This window comes from Cohnella abietis, from assembly GCF_004295585.1.
Classification (GTDB): Bacteria; Bacillota; Bacilli; order Paenibacillales; family Paenibacillaceae; genus Cohnella; species Cohnella abietis.
On sequence record NZ_AP019400.1, the window covers coordinates 6,887,106 to 6,902,409 of the forward strand.

The 15,304-nt window shown below is 42.9% G+C and carries 14 protein-coding genes and 1 pseudogene; 7 read left to right on the forward strand and 8 right to left on the reverse strand.

Translation table 11 applies throughout. The features are described 5' to 3' along the window. The first annotated feature begins 153 nt into the window (after window positions 1–153). Together KCTCHS21_RS29995 and KCTCHS21_RS30000 are read left to right on the forward strand one after the other, a co-directional pair. Entirely contained in the window at window positions 154–1,146 is a 993-nt protein-coding gene (locus tag KCTCHS21_RS29995; protein ID WP_232058007.1) for an ABC transporter substrate-binding protein, read from the forward strand. 28 nt (window positions 1,147–1,174) lie between these two features. Next, the gene (locus KCTCHS21_RS30000; protein WP_130616148.1) at window positions 1,175–1,972 is read left to right on the forward strand and encodes a (2Fe-2S)-binding protein; all 798 of its coding nucleotides are present in this window, start codon (window positions 1,175–1,177) and stop codon (window positions 1,970–1,972) included. Window positions 1,973–2,049: 77 nt separating this feature from the next. On the opposite strand, the gene KCTCHS21_RS31310 is transcribed toward KCTCHS21_RS30000, so the two are convergent. The 3 genes from KCTCHS21_RS31310 to KCTCHS21_RS30015 all read right to left on the reverse strand — a co-directional run bounded on the left by KCTCHS21_RS31310 (window position 2,050) and on the right by KCTCHS21_RS30015 (window position 3,582). Next, window positions 2,050–2,238, reverse strand: coding sequence for a hypothetical protein (locus KCTCHS21_RS31310; RefSeq protein WP_130616149.1), 189 nt, complete (start codon window positions 2,236–2,238; stop codon window positions 2,050–2,052). A gap of 300 nt (window positions 2,239–2,538) precedes the next feature. Then, the gene (locus tag KCTCHS21_RS30010; protein WP_130616150.1) at window positions 2,539–2,949 is read right to left on the reverse strand and encodes a YjdF family protein; all 411 of its coding nucleotides are present in this window, start codon (window positions 2,947–2,949) and stop codon (window positions 2,539–2,541) included. A gap of 261 nt (window positions 2,950–3,210) precedes the next feature. Next, window positions 3,211–3,582 carry a MerR family transcriptional regulator gene (locus tag KCTCHS21_RS30015; protein WP_130616151.1) on the reverse strand — a complete coding sequence of 124 codons (372 nt, stop codon included), beginning with the start codon at window positions 3,580–3,582 and terminating at the stop codon, window positions 3,211–3,213. A gap of 149 nt (window positions 3,583–3,731) precedes the next feature. Here KCTCHS21_RS30015 and KCTCHS21_RS30020 point away from each other — a divergent pair, with 149 nt between their 5' ends. Then, window positions 3,732–4,490 carry an SDR family NAD(P)-dependent oxidoreductase gene (locus KCTCHS21_RS30020; RefSeq protein WP_130616152.1) on the forward strand — a complete coding sequence of 253 codons (759 nt, stop codon included), beginning with the start codon at window positions 3,732–3,734 and terminating at the stop codon, window positions 4,488–4,490. Window positions 4,491–4,568: 78 nt separating this feature from the next. Here KCTCHS21_RS30020 and KCTCHS21_RS30025 read toward each other — a convergent pair. The 3 genes and pseudogenes from KCTCHS21_RS30025 to tnpC form a co-directional block, all read right to left on the reverse strand. Beyond that, a pseudogene (locus tag KCTCHS21_RS30025) lies at window positions 4,569–4,925 on the reverse strand (MATE family efflux transporter); the annotation flags it as partial. 274 nt (window positions 4,926–5,199) lie between these two features. Beyond that, window positions 5,200–6,036 (reverse strand): LPXTG cell wall anchor domain-containing protein, encoded by an 837-nt coding sequence (locus KCTCHS21_RS30030; protein ID WP_130616153.1) that lies wholly within the window; start codon window positions 6,034–6,036, stop codon window positions 5,200–5,202. Window positions 6,037–6,070: 34 nt separating this feature from the next. Further along, a complete protein-coding gene (gene tnpC, locus KCTCHS21_RS30035; protein ID WP_157994157.1) occupies window positions 6,071–7,519 on the reverse strand; it encodes an IS66 family transposase in 1,449 nt (482 codons plus the stop codon). Between the two features lie 1,406 nt (window positions 7,520–8,925). On the opposite strand from tnpC, the gene KCTCHS21_RS30045 reads away from it, so the two are divergent. From KCTCHS21_RS30045 to KCTCHS21_RS30060, 4 genes are read left to right on the forward strand one after another with little or no spacing between them, the layout of a single operon-like run. After that, window positions 8,926–10,005, forward strand: coding sequence for an iron-siderophore ABC transporter substrate-binding protein (locus KCTCHS21_RS30045; protein WP_130616155.1), 1,080 nt, complete (start codon window positions 8,926–8,928; stop codon window positions 10,003–10,005). Further along, window positions 9,998–11,038, forward strand: a complete 1,041-nt coding sequence (locus KCTCHS21_RS30050; protein ID WP_130616156.1) for a FecCD family ABC transporter permease — start codon at window positions 9,998–10,000, stop codon at window positions 11,036–11,038. Before KCTCHS21_RS30045 ends, KCTCHS21_RS30050 begins: the two co-directional genes overlap by 8 nt. After that, window positions 11,035–12,066 (forward strand): FecCD family ABC transporter permease, encoded by a 1,032-nt coding sequence (locus KCTCHS21_RS30055; protein ID WP_130616157.1) that lies wholly within the window; start codon window positions 11,035–11,037, stop codon window positions 12,064–12,066. Before KCTCHS21_RS30050 ends, KCTCHS21_RS30055 begins: the two co-directional genes overlap by 4 nt. Then, complete coding sequence (locus KCTCHS21_RS30060; RefSeq protein WP_130616158.1) at window positions 12,066–12,872, forward strand: ABC transporter ATP-binding protein; 807 nt, start codon at window positions 12,066–12,068, stop codon at window positions 12,870–12,872. The genes KCTCHS21_RS30055 and KCTCHS21_RS30060 overlap by 1 nt, the downstream gene beginning before the upstream one ends. Before the next feature lie 116 nt (window positions 12,873–12,988). On the opposite strand, the gene KCTCHS21_RS30065 is transcribed toward KCTCHS21_RS30060, so the two are convergent. Further along, complete coding sequence (locus KCTCHS21_RS30065) at window positions 12,989–13,861, reverse strand: Abi family protein (protein ID WP_130616159.1); 873 nt, start codon at window positions 13,859–13,861, stop codon at window positions 12,989–12,991. Window positions 13,862–14,144: 283 nt separating this feature from the next. Beyond that, entirely contained in the window at window positions 14,145–15,083 is a 939-nt protein-coding gene (locus tag KCTCHS21_RS30070) for a hypothetical protein (protein ID WP_130616160.1), read from the reverse strand. Between the last annotated feature and the right edge of the window lie 221 nt (window positions 15,084–15,304).

A 15,304-nucleotide genomic window follows, 5' to 3' on the forward strand; every position in this document is an offset into this window, starting at 1 on the left:
CATGTTGCCAAACAGCTGGGGATATAGCATGGGGTAATTATCCACCAGAAAAGAAGGGAATAATCCATTGCTAAGCGAATCACGTTTCTCTATCATTAATTGATGAGAATGATTATTATTCTTATCATTATAGAGAAAAGAGGAATCATACAGATGTTTAAGAACCGAGGAATAGTATTCCTATTCACTACCATCATGCTGCTTATCTTGGTAGCTTGCGGCGACAAAAAAGAACAAACGACACAACCAGCACCAACCCAATCAGGAAGTACCCAAGAAACCAATGAACCCGCCAATGCAACAACACGAGAAATCACCCATCTACAAGGCGTGGCTACCGTTCCTGTAAAAATTGAAAGAATCGTCGTCCTATCGGCTGCATATATTGATCATCTGCTTACCATTGGCGAAAAACCATTTGGAGTAAACGTAGAAGTACGGTATGGTAGCGATTATATTCCCTATTTAGTGAACGAACTGGAAGGTGTTCATCTTGTAGGGTCTGCGGACAGCCCAAATCTTGAAGCCATCGCGCAGCTTGATCCGGATGCCATTCTCGTCGAGAGTCGAACAGCAGAAAAGACCTACGCCGAGCTGTCGAAGATTGCGCCGACGATTGTACTTGGCAAAGAATGGCTTGAATACGGAGACGATACGACTGCTTGGACCCAGGATTTATTAACGGTTGCAGAGCTGTATGACAAAGTAGACTTAGCGAAAGCAAAAATCGCTGAATTGGAATTGAAGACAGCCGAAGCGAAAGCAAAAATCACAGCTTTACCCGATAATCGTCTTGCCTACATACGGGTAAGAGATAAAGCTCTTCAGATTTATGCAAAAAAAGGGCATCCAACGAACTCACTGCTATATAATGATCTTGGATTTACCCCAACAGCACTCACTCCCGAGGAACAGCGGGCTGATCTATCCTTAGAGGTTGCCCCCGATCTAAATGCAGATTATATCGTAATGGAAGTTGATTCTAATGGCCACGACAATCTGAAGATGATCAATGAAAGTACACTGTGGAATTCAGTTGCTGCCGTGAAGAACAAGCAGGTCTTCGAGACGGATTCTTTCTGGTTATTTAAAGGCTGGGGTGTTATTGGGCGTGGACAAATTATAGATGATAAGATGATATATTGAAAATTATTCAGTAGGCGCGAATCTAGTAATGATGATTAATAAGGCTACGACTACTTCCTATTTGCTTCAAAATTTTTGTATTTCCCTCCGAGAGCCTGAGGATTTGCCCTATCCTTATGCTATTGAAGAGTTAATGGGCAAGACTTCGCATTTGCCCATTATCGACCTACAGTCATCTCAATTAGGTAATCCGGAGTGGAGCGTTGTTGGCACATTATTTGCAAAACGCTATTCCGTATTTTCTATGGGATTGTTCTCGGCAGCTAGTCTCTTTGATTATCAGTTAGCTTCTTCCCCCGGCATTGTGCGCTTTCGTGTGACACATGCTGCGGCGATGGAGTACCAGACGCAGCTTGCTGTTTCCAATCTATTATCAACAGTAGATTTAGAACAGCGCAGAGAACAGTTGATTGCTTATGCAAAGCATCTGCTGCAACAGCTGGAACAGATTTTTCAATCGGTATCCGCACATACAGGAGCAAGTATTCCCGTCATGTGGTCATTGACCTCGAACAATCTGCAAAACATGTATGCTCGACTCATCGTTAATCGGAGTGCCTGGCAGACAGAGGAACGTCTGCGACTTATCATGGCTGATCATGCTGCGTTGTTTGAACCGTGGAGTGGAAATAAGATAGCGATGAAGCTTAAACCCTTTCAGCATCCACAGGTTCAAGGGGGTTTCTTTTATTTACGCAGACATTGCTGCTTAGCTTACAAGATAAAGTATGCAGGAATGCCCGCTCAAGAAGACTACTGCAGCACCTGCCCCAAATTGAGCCAATCAGAAAGGTTAGTAATACTTTCTCAGGAAAGTGGCCTATGACTGGCTTTTGGATAACAAGCTTGATAACCGCAAGTAGGGCTGTCCCAATGGGGCAGCCCCTTCTTTTTGGGACAGAATTAGTCGGTACCTCCGCTTAACTCTGTCCCTTTCTCATAAGCCACCCTAATTAGCTTGCGGAGTGGGTCGCAATAGTCGGTTTTTTCTACTATGGGAGGAGTCTTTGCTTTCTCCTTCCGACCGCCGCTATCAACACCAGTTGCTCGAAAAATTCGAACATCTCTCTTACTAATCCATTTCGAGGCCATTTTCTCGTAAAACCGCACTTATGATCAAACTATTAGCTTTTTTTCCACAATCAGCAACCCATACAACGAGTGACTTGTCTAATAATGAGGAATCAAAGTAGCTTCTAAATGTTTCATCCATACTACTGTTGTCCTCATGACATAGCAATATCTTCCGAAATTTAATTAACTGTGGTATATCGGTTGTAATAACAGCACGATTGACTTCCCTCCTGTTCAAAAATACAAATTTTCAAATATTAAATGGCACCCTATTCAATGGGTGCCATTAAGTCATGCTCATACGGTTTAGCTGGAGGCTTAATGCCCCCGACGCTTTTCTTTTGCTTTTTCCACCTTTAATTTCCTTATATAGGCCCTTTTTTCTTCTTCATGTTGCTTTGAATATGCATGCTTTTGTAGCTTACGCTTTTCATACTCCAGCTTAAGGGCGGCCTGTGCGAAAGAAGAAGTCCCTTTACTGCTCAATTCAAACGCTACTTGCCTGGCCAGTCGTTTCGGACTAACCTTCCTCTCACCTGGATGTTTGATCTCAACCTCTTCAGTGAGCCTGCTTAGAAGCTCTAAAATTTTACATCTTATAAATTCTAGAACTTCCTCATTTTTCGGTTCTGTGCCAAAAATAAATCTGGCAGCTTTTAATTTCCCTTGATTCTGCTCTTCAACAACTCCAACCCAATACTGACCATCATGAAATACTGTTAACTTCATTCTGACTCCCCCTCTTAATAAAACAAAACGATGGACATCCCGAGGGGGGAAGGTTACTGACATAGCTATCTTGCAATAGCCCATGCGCCTGGACTACCAACCAGACTGTGTTTTTTCGTTTCATGTAAAAGTATAAATCCAAGAAGATAAATCTTCAAGTTAAATCCAAACTTGCCATTACTTGTTGCGTGTTTTCCATTCTAAACCTCTCACAATCGGCTCGATTTAAAGTTCCGGATCTTGGATCACTCTTTATCTTACTTAGCGAATGCCTGTCCCTTTAGTAATGAAATCTTTGTAGGCTGCAATTTTGTCTTTCAGCACCTTCTCTGTGGCTGTTAAGTTTCTGATTTGACTCTGAACAGAGATTCTATGATCTTCGAGAAGATTCAAACGGGCTTGGGCCGTATGCTCTCCTTCTAAATATAAATGCGCATATTCTCTGATTTGTGAGATCGGCATTTGGGTTTGTTTCAACCTCATCACAAATCGCAGCCATGCAAGATTGGAGTCATCATATACTCGTTCTCCATTCGCATTACGTATCGGAGCAATAATCTTTTCCTTTTCATAATATCTCAGTGTGTGTGCAGTTATCCCCAATAATTTGGCTACATCGCTGATCGTATACATACAAGCCCCCGAATCTATCTTAATTTTAAGAGTCCCCCATAATAATAATAATAATAATAATAAACATTTGACTTAGAGTAAACTCTAACCTGTATAATCAAATCGTAGTTGGTACACCATACATTCTCGTAGAAAATGGAGGAAATCAGATGAAATATACTGTAGTTACAGGCGCCAGTTCAGGTATAGGTTATGAAACCGCTCTAGCTTTTGCTGCTCGCGGCAAAAACCTAATTATTGCAGCCCGCAGAAAGGAACAGCTGGAGGAATTAAAGTCTGAAATCACTCGTATCTCCCCCGATGTAGATGTCGTCATTCGAACGACTGACTTATCCGTTTCCGAGAATGCTTATAAGCTTTATGAAGGTCTACAAGGGTTCCAAATCGAAACTTGGATCAACAATGCGGGATTTGGCAACTTTGCTTCAGCCGCCCAGCAAGATTTAGATAAAATATCTGCAATGCTGCATCTGAACATTGAATCGTTGACGATACTTTCCTCTCTTTTCGTTCGTGATTACTCCAATGTTGAAGGAACACAATTAATCAACGTTTCATCCGGTGGCGGCTATACGATTGTGGGAAATGCCATTACGTATTGCGCAACTAAGTTCTATGTGAGTGCCTTTACTGAAGGACTCTCTCATGAATTGAACAGTCAAAGCGCACATATGCGGGTTAAAGTGTTGGCACCTGCCGCAACAGAAACAGAATTCGCGAAGCGATCTTTCGATATCTCGGAATTCGAATATCTCGGTACTGTGCCGAAGTTCCATACCGCGAAGGAAATGGCTGGATTCATGCTTGACCTATATGACAGCGACCGCGTTGTAGGAATCGTGAATGGTTTAACGTACGAGTTTCAATTGAGAGATACCATTTTTAATTATGTGGCGAGCACGCGATAGGAATGGCACGTTACGAAACATGGCCATTCTTCAAAGAATGGCCATCCTCCCCCCGATTTTCCCGACATATCGGTATATCTATTGCGCCAATTGCTCCAGATCCGGCTGCAGTTTATTCCGTAGTACATAGAGCATAACCGCCCCGACAAGGAAAGCAACAGCATCCGCTATGACGAGCGACCAGACAACACCATGGAAGCCATTCATGCGATTCGCGAGATACAGGACAGGGATAAGCGTCATCCCTTGCACGATTGACATAACGAAAGCGGCTGTTCCTTGACCCGTCGCTTGGAAAATTCCTGTGAAGAGCGTTGTCGTCCCCGAAATGAACAGGGATAAGAATGTGACATGCAGAATATAGCTACCTAGTTCAATCAATTGAGGATCATTCGTGAAGAAACCAATCAAATGATCCGAAGTTAAATACACGATGTCACTACGCCGGGATATAAAAAAGAGAAAGTGCCTTTAGAGAAGCACTTCCTCTTTTGACAGAGCATATTAGTTTGCTTTAATACTTTTCCCCGGCGTGATCGTGTAGTGGGTCAGTTGTGATATAACCCAATAAGTAACTCCTCTTATCCGGCACCGGGTCTAGTTCCGTTGATATTGAACATATGGAATCTATAAGGAGAAACGTTACTCACGTTTCTATATTCGAGCAACAACGTTGTCCATGCAATCATGTGGTAAACACATCATTTATTCAACCTCTACCCACGCTAGATCTTCTTCTTAATAACCACAAAGCGACGACAATAAATACCGCTCCTGCAACATAAAATAAAGTTTTACTTTCCTCACCCGTTTTAGGAAGGACTTTTATTTCTACCTTTTCGATTGTCGGTTCAATTGGCGTTGGTGTTGGCTCTTCTACCAGTTCTGGTTCTTCTATTGGTGTCGGTGTTGGCTCTTCTACCAGTTCTAGTTCTTCTGTTGGCGTCGGTGTTGGCTCTTCTACCAGTTCTGGTTCTTCTGTTGGCGTTGGTGTCGGTGTTGGCGTCGGTGTTGGCGTCGGTGTTGGCTGCACGGGATTATTAAATTTCAATAGCACATTTCTTTGCACATCCAATACATTGACTGCGACCGCGCCTAAATCTTGAATATCAGCGACATATCTTGCTGACGAAGTGATGAACACATCGTTGACAGATTGACGCAGCATAAATTGGAGTCCAATATCTACATCCGAAGCCGTATCATCATAATCGCCATTAGCGATTGTTATCGTGAACGCCCTACTGTCAAGACTTACATTGGTGTATGTTGATTCAACTACAGACGCATTTGGATATCTAGCCTTCGTAGCACTATCAAGCTGGACTGATGGTACAATGACAGTTCCATCATAGTTCTTTTCTTTTGCTTTATAGGATACCGATACAACAAGGTTATCATTCGCATCAAGTGATAATTGCTGATCAAATACATCCACATCCGTTTCTGTATACGTTGGCCCTATAGGATTTAAACTGATGTAGTAATTAAACAAATCCTCTCCCGCTGGTGTTGGGGGATAATGCTGATTACGCCAGTTATCCAAATCCGCTCCATTAGTGTAATGCCAAAGTTACTACTTAGGTCGTGCTAAATCGGAATTGTCCGCGGAGTGCAGATACGAGCGAAGCATGTAGGGGAAGTTGCTGTTTTAGAAGTGTGGAAATAAACCCGCGTATGCTGGCAAAGCGTTGTCCGCCTTCGTTGGTACGGAAGCAGCCGGATATTTTTTGCTTCACCTTGGACATGCGGATGTCGCGTTCAGCCTGGTTGTTGTCAAACGGTATTCGGGCATCTCGAAGAAAGCGAAGAATCGACACCTTGTGCTGTTCGAATCGCTGTCCCTGATTGGCTGCTTTGCTTTTGCATTTTCGCCCTTTTGGCCCCGTTTTGGCGCGAACGGCATCTTTTACCCACTCGGTTTTCCCAAGTGCCAGAATGGCGTCGTAGCGCACATCGATTTCGGTGAGGACTTCTTCCGTCAAAGCGACGCCAGCCGCGCGAGACTCTTTAGCCAGCACCCAGCTTCGTTGGAGTAACTCCTTCATCTGGGTCGCCCATCTGTGGCGGTCGTGCTCCGCAATGCCTTGGCACTCTCGAAGCAAATGCGCGTTGCACAGTGCGTGAGAAAACTTAAACACCGGTTTGAAGTACGCCAAGCAGCAATCATGCACGAGCACGCCATCATAAACAGGAAGTACGCCCATGTCTACCAAAGTCTGCCCGCACCGTTTCTCCGTCAATGAGAGTAGCGTCCATTGGTCATCGGAGAGTGTGTGGAGCCATTGTTTTTTGCCGGTTGTACGCATCCCCGTTTCATCGGCGTGCAAAACCGGTTGCTTCACCAATTGTTCACGAATGGCAGGCTCCATTCGCAACGCAACGTCCGCCATCGTGCTCAATTGCGTGATCAAACTCATTTCGCTAGGACGCTGTCCTGTCAAATCAGCAAACAACCGCGAAATGCGATCTAACGGCAAGAGCTGGTACACGTTCAAATACGCCGTCCAAGCCGTAAAACTATCTCCGTACTGAACGGGCGCGTTGACGCGTGTCGGAAAAGCTGCAGATTGACGCGTCCGGCATGTAGGGCAACATTTCTCTTCCGCACGATGTTCAGTAACAACCAAACGAGGTAGCGGTAAATCGAATACTTGCCGTTTAATATAGCGCGTAGCCGGCACGGACGCTAATGAGGAAGCGCAATTCGAACAAGAGGAAACCGAATGGACGACAATCTCATCTGGGTCGGCGCTAAAGCGAAGCGTATGTCCGTCATGCCCTTTAGGCGCCCCCTTTTTACCGCCGGGTTGACGTAGATTGGTCGGTTTTCGGAATCCATCGCTCGAAGGCGGTTTACTACTGTTGTTACTATTCTGACCGAGTTGGCGTTCTAATTCATGAACCCGTTTCTCGAGTTTCTCAATTTGTTTTTCTTGCTTATCTATCACGGTGAGAAGCGCGTTGAAGTAACCCGCAATCTCCTGATCTCCTTTGCAAATCGTGTTCACTTGTTGCGGCGTTAGCATCTTGGTCACGCTCCTCCTTGTTGAAGATGGCATAATAATGAATTCTACACGGACGGAAGAAATCCTTTAAAGGGACGAAAAAAACTCCCACAATATGTGGGAGTCCTAAGTAGTAACTAAACAGTTTCACTATTGTGATGAATACTATGATCCTAACAAGAATGAGGTCACTTATGGTAAGTTTCAGCATAACGGGTCTATCGGCGCAAAATGCTAAAGGAGCGACCGCGGACCTACTCCTTCGTTGATGTTCTTATGAATATCTGTTTTCATGATCTGCACGACAGCCTGACGATTCGGTGCCAGGCTCTTCGAAAAGTCCACTTTGTCTATTGATTAGCCTTACAGAGTTGACCGGCCTTCAGGTCGATTAGCGAAATTTGGGATATACAAATAACAACAGAACGAAAATCATAATCGGGAGATACAGATGAACAAGCAGATTAATTTATAATCCGAATTGCTGATAAACGATCTGCCTCGGTTATTCCCCTCGATGTTTACGGCTAGTGGGATACGAATTATGATTACCGATCATTTAACTGATTGCCTGTAAACTAATCCAAAGTGGAACAAACCACCTATAAACTCATTTACAATAATCAAAAGCTGCCTACACTGCTATATACTTTTATACTTACCCATGTCAGACGAAAGGTGACTCCAATAATTTCGCCCTATTTGTAGTACGGTTCACCGCGTTTTCTATAACGGCATGTTGCTTTTGAGCATTAAGAATAAACATCAATGCATCTTATCCCATTAATATTTTAATTCCGGTATAGAAGTTTTGAATTGAATATTCTTATACCTAATCTTCATCAGTATGTCGGTTAACTCATCTTAATGAAATCCGTTATGAACGATATCTGAAACGATATTTTCATTTTTATACAAACCTACGATAAGCAAATATCCTCTTTAATGAGAACATCTGGTAATCTTAACAACACAAATTGATAATCAATATGAAGTAGAGCCTGAGCCATAATAATTTAGTAAATCCGATAAACCTTCCTTATCAAAATCAAAGTATTAATGTATCTGCATTCTGGTTTGATTAATCGTGTTTGGTAAAAATCGATAGCATCCTTCACGAATGGCATCTGATGATTCCTTGGCGATTTCGATTCTTTCTGGAGTATCGTATATGTTCGCTTAAACACCTACGAGTCCTTACGCCCTCTGTTGGAAAGTTCGCCTCTTCTGCTGACCAAACAGCAGAAGGGGCTTTTTCTTTTTCCGATAATAAAACCTCATTAATAATAAAGTTTTAGACAGCAGCTGGTTTATTCACTCCTTATGTCACAACTATCATTTACAGATCTTGCATTGACACCCCCTCTAAAGAAAGATATAGTTATTGAGGTTGATAATCATTATCATTTAATGAAAAGGGGATACATATGAACACAAACCGTAAGTTCACACTAATAACATTATTAATCTCGGCTATGCTAATAATAGCGCTAGTAGGTTGTTCTAGTAAGGAATCAACTCCGACAACGTCTCCAGCTGCGACTGAATCGTCGGCAAATACTGAAACACCGGCCCCCCAAGATGAAAATACTGAATATCCGATCGTAATCAAGCATGCTTTTGGTGAAACTGTAATTAAGAGCAAGCCAGAACGTGTGGCTACCGTTCAATGGGCCAATCACGATGTTGTTCTAGCACTTGGCGTTGTTCCTGTAGGATTCTCAGCAGCGAATTTCGGCGTTCAAGATGGCAGTGGACTTTTGCCTTGGACAGCTAAAAAGCTCGAGGAACTTGGCGTAAAGAACCCAAATGTTTTCAAAGATACAGACGGTCTTGATTTTGAAGCTATTTCAGATTCTAACCCCGATGTTATTCTTGCAGCTTACTCTGGTATAACTCAGGAAGACTACAATCTTCTTAGTAAAATCGCTCCAGTGATAGCCTATCCGAATGCTCCTTGGGCTACTACATGGCGTGAACAAGTTCTGCTGAATGCAACGGGAATGGGCATGAAAGCAGAAGGCGAACAACTTATTAAGGACACAGAGAGCTTGGTTAACGACAAGCTAAGCCAATATCCGCAGATTAAAGGCAAAAAAGTGGTTTGGGTGAACTTCTCGGGTAAAGATATGTCTAAATTACACATTTATACCCCTGTAGACTCTCGCGTCTCTTTCCTGTTTGAACTGGGGATGGTTTATCCTGAAAGTATTTCGAAGCAGATTACGGATCCTACCAGCTACTCATTGAATTTAAGCGCCGAGAATGCTGCAGACCTTTATGATGCAGATCTCATTATTGGATATGGTAATGAAGAGCTGTATCAAGCCGTTAAAGCCGATTCCTTGCTTGGCAAAATTCCTGCGATCCAAAGAGGATCTGTTGTGTTTATTGATAGCGATACGCCTCTAGTAGCTGCTGGAACCCCAAATCCACTTTCCATTTCTTATACCATCGACGAATACCTGAAATTAATCGGTGGAGCTATTAACAAAATAAATGAATAGTACATCGGTTTCGAATAAAAATACGTTAAACTTGCACATCCCTAAAAATTTCACCTTGGTTCTGATCATTTGCTTGATCTTACTAGGCATATGCGTGATTGCCTCACTGGTCTTCGGTTCTCGGCCAGTGAGTTTTCATGAACTAATAGATGGTTTATTTCACCCGGACGTAGAATCCTACGGTGCGAACGTGGTTCGTAAGAGGGTTTCCCGAACCATTTTCAGTTTGCTGTGTGGGGCAGGACTTGGCGTTTCCGGAGCACTTATGCAGGCCGTCACTCGCAACCCCATTGCCGACCCGAGCATACTGGGAGTGAACACAGGTGCATCATTATTTGTGGTTTGCGGCATTGCGTTCTTGAACATCAGCACCGCGAATCAATATATATGGTTAGCTTTAGCCGGGGCTGCGATTACTGCAGTGTTCGTATTCGGAGTCGGCTCAATGGGACGTGGCGGAGCCACGCCCATTAAGCTTGTTTTGGCCGGAGCCGCTACAAGCGCTGCTCTTTCTTCTGTCGTCACCGCCATAATGATTCCACGCTCTTATGTCATGGATCAGTTCCGGTTTTGGCAAGTAGGAAGCGTCGGCTCGGCAACTTGGAGTGCTATTACTACGTTCATTCCATTTCTGGTCATCGGAATGCTAATCGCTTTTATTACTGCTCCGGCACTAAACGCGCTGGCACTAGGAGACGATGTTGCCACGGGACTGGGCGTTCGAACAGGAACACTGCGGCTTATTGCGGCTCTTGCAGGTGTTCTATTGTGCGGCGCTACTACTGCCCTGGCTGGACCTATTGGCTTTGTCGGATTGTTAGCCACTCACGTCATACGCCTTATTATTGGACCTGATCTACGTTTTGTTATACCCATGTCAGCTATTACTGGAGCTATCATTCTGACGATATCAGATGTAGGCGGTAGGCTCATCCTTAGTCCTGGAGAGCTTGAAGTCGGTGTAGTTACAGCGTTCATTGGAGCTCCAATACTAATAATATTAGCTATGCGATCGAAAGTGCGTTCATTATGAGAAATCAATCTATTGAATTTATTATGGCGGGAAGACGTCAAAGACGCCGCCGATGGATACTTGTCACTAGTCTCCTTGCAGCACTTGCATTCACTCTTTGCTGCGCCATGCTTTTACTCGGAAACACCATCTATCCCGTTAAAGATGTCATTCGAGCACTTTCGGGAGAACAGCTCAAAGGCGTCTCTTTTGCCGTTAATACAATACGTCTACCGAGAATGCTAGCGGGTCTCTTTGCCGGGTTTGCTTTTGGTCTTGCAGGTCACACCTTCCAGACCATGCTGCGCAATCCCCTTGCGAACCCAAATGTCATTGGTGTTACGTCCGGCTCAAGCGTGGTAGCTGTTTATTGCATAGTTGTCCTTCATACAAGCGCAGCTATGGTTTCCATTGCTTCAGTGATTGCTGGTCTTGCCACGGTTATATTTATTTATATACTTTCCAGAGGAAAGACATTTTCAATCGGGCGATTAATCCTTGTAGGGATAGGCATACAGGCAATGCTTGACGCTGTAATCTCCTATCTTCTACTGGTTAGCGCCCAACAAGATGTTCCCTCTGCTCTTAGATGGCTGACTGGCAGTCTTAACGGCTCTCAAATGCATCAGCTGCCGCCTCTTGTCATCATCGTGATTATCTGTTCGCCTATCGTAATCTTACTGGGCAAGCATCTAAGTATATTGGAGCTTGGAGAACAATCGGCTTCTTCACTAGGCGTGAACACGGACAAAACAAGAATTGTTCTTATTGTGAGCTCCGTATTCATGGTTGCTATTGCTACCGCTACCACGGGTCCGATCGCCTTTGTATCCTTCCTTTCGGGACCAATCGCGAAAAGACTCGTCGGTGCAGGCTCCTCGAACATAATTCCGGCAGGCCTTGTTGGCATTAATTTGGTCCTGGCAGCAGATCTAATTGGACAATTTGCTTTTGAGTACAGATTCCCCGTAGGCATCATTACTGGATTACTCGGAGCACCTTATCTAATCTTCTTGTTAATCCGAATGAATCGAAAGGGAGAATTATAATGAAACCGACGCATATTTTTCAAGCCGAGCAAGTAATAGCAGGCTATGAAAATAAAACGGTTATCCACGGTGTAGACCTTGTTATTCCTAGCAATAAAATAAGCGTTATTATTGGATCAAACGGCTGCGGGAAGTCTACGCTTCTTAAAACAATGGCTAGACTTATAAAACCCGCAGCTGGCAGCATCACTCTAGACGGCAGGTCAATTTCTAAAATACCACCCAAACCATTGGCTCGAGTGATAGGATTGCTACCACAGTCCCCTATTGTTCCGGAAGGAATTTCTGTTGCAGATTTGGTCGGACGAGGAAGGTTTCCGCATCAATCCTTGCTCAGTGGATGGACAAAAAAGGATTATGAAGCCGTTGCCGATGCTATGGAAATTATGGATATAACCGAGTTTGCCAATCATAATATTGACGAGCTGTCAGGAGGTCAGCGACAGCGCGTCTGGATTGCAATGGCTCTGGCGCAACAAACCGATATCTTATTTCTCGATGAACCGACAACCTTTTTAGATATCACCTATCAAGTCGAGATTCTTGACCTGCTCACAGACCTTAACCGAAAACACGGAACTACGATTGTAATGGTGCTTCATGATATCAACTTGTCCGCGCGTTATGCAGATCATATTTTTGCGCTTCATCAAGGAAAGCTTGTCGCTGAGGGAGAACCCGCAAAGGTTATTACAAGCACACTAGTTAAAGATATTTTCGGACTTAACTGTATTGTGATAGACGATCCCATTTCGGGATCTCCTTTGGTGGTACCAAAAGGACGATATCATGTTCAAGATGCTTAAATTAAAAGAAGAACCTCTCCTGACTCAAGGAGTGGTTCTTCGAAAATGGTTCCCTGATTGATCAATTCTTTTCAAACCCCTTAATCAATTCCTCGGATTTATTCATCGCTTCGTCTCTATACCTTCAATAAATGATACCAGTCCTCGGGGAATCCAATAAGTCCTTTGTCTACTTCGGTATACTCATCTATAAGCGCTCTTAGTCGCTCGACCCAGCTGTTCCAATATGTTTTGTCATTGATCATATATTTAACTACATACACCGGAGTAAATACCTTGTAGTTATCTTTGATAACCTTATGATCACGAACAAATAACTTCGGAGGGATAGAGAAGTTCCTATTATAAGTGCGTCCATAATGGGCACATATATTTCTAAGATTACTTAGTGCATGAAGCCAACTTGCCAAATAATCACCATTAACTCTAGCGTAATATTTTCTTCCTAGTTCGTTCTTATCCTGCTTCTTCATATTTTTAAACATTTTCGAAAGCACGCCAAGAGTTATTACTTCGTTTACAACCCATATTGGAAATTCTCCATCATACTTATAAAAATAGTGCTTAACAAAAACATCCTTAGATTGCTTTAATAATTGATCTAAGTCTGCAATAAACTTTGCATGTTTAGATGCATCATCAAAGTTTTCGCTATCTATATATCCCATACCATCATACTTATCAGCTAATACTAGAGCGATATAAGTTCTCATCGACACTTCTACAACTTCAATGATTTCCAATAATAATAACCTGAACTTTAAGTCAAAATCGTATAATCTAAATATCTGCTTAAAAGTAACTCCAGCATGAAATACGTCATCCGTCTTTAGCGATAATGTGTATGCTGTAAACCTATAATAGCTTACTCGCTTCAGAATTCCTTTAGCCCATAGTTCATCCTCTATAATTAGTCCCCTGGATTTGAATATATCCAATTGTTCATCAATTGTCTTTGAGGGTTTAAACGAGTGCGAAATTCGGATCATTGGATATCTCCATATAAAAAAATGTCTCGCCCTGGTGCGCAACCTTTACAGGTATGCGTGGCGAGATCTGTTACGAATATCATATGTCAGCAGTTAATATTTGTCAATAAAATTATCTGACAGAAAATCATCTGAGCTTGATAGTGCTCGGCTTTAATGCCAAGACTACGGTGCTTGTGCGCAATCTGTTTCACAACCGGTAAAATCGTCTCCAACTTATCGATATTCTGAGCAGCTTTGGATGGCTGGTAAACAGCAACTGATAGAATCGTTTAGCTGAATATCAGACTAAAAGTCGATCCAATCCAATTGCACTGATTAATAATCGCTCCTTCTTAGCTCCGAGCATTTTTTGTGTCCAGTCTACAAAGCCTCCATCACCAATGTAATACTCTTTACCCTCGATAACTGTCTTTATTGTGAATTGCAGACCCTTATAGTACTGATTTTCCTTTTGAGGAGAGCCTAATCGAATGACCACCTCATTTAATTCTAAACTCTCCCCGTATTCAATGATTCTTGATACTAAACCGGCGCTGTCTTTATAACCATCTCGCTCACTAAAGATAACCTCGATCTTAGAATTGAAGAGTGATTTGAAAATCGTCCGGTAAACTTCTATGTGCTCCCACAATGATTTTTTTTCGAAATCGTATGATCCTTGGTCAACTCCAGCGGTCACCATACAGAATAAGTGAAAATGAGCGAGCATTCCTGGAGTATCACCAAAATACTGTGCTCGTACATGTCTATGGGTACTACAAAATCGCATAGAACCCACTCTACTAGGTTTATGATTTTTAATCAGATCAGCGATATGTAACGCGATAAGATTCGTCGCATCTGAAACAACCTCGGTCCCCCGAAGTGCGGAAATGACCTTATTTTGATCGACTGTGCCTACTACTGAGGTACTGCCCAATGGGGCAACAGGTGACAACTGGAGTGGGGATACTCCCTGATTCACAGCTATTTTCAGAATATCCATTTCCAATTGTTTGAGCTGAAGCGGTTCTACACTCGCTGGATGAACAAACCGATTTTCTGTGTATCTCTTAAGCAGGTCATTTGGAGAAGATTTTCTAACCTTCTCATTAAATACCTTCAAAAGAAGCGTATTTAGATCGCTGCCCGAAATCTGTTCCGTAAGGAGAGTTATCAAATCAGATTTCTCAAGTCTCTTCAGTATTCTTTCAAGGTCAGCTGAAAGTGTGGGTTTCAAATTACCTACTCCTTCTCTCGTCTAGAGAGACACATTTTATTAGAGATTTATGGAATATCTCTAGTGAGAAGATTAGATGACTAGCTTTATTATCGTTCCTCTCAATATAGTATAGGAAACTATAGGGTGCAACGTGTGTTATTCCAAATTCATACAAATGAAAGGCTAGCCCAGTATGTCATTAAGTTGACATACTGGGCCAGCCTGTATCAACGTTCTAT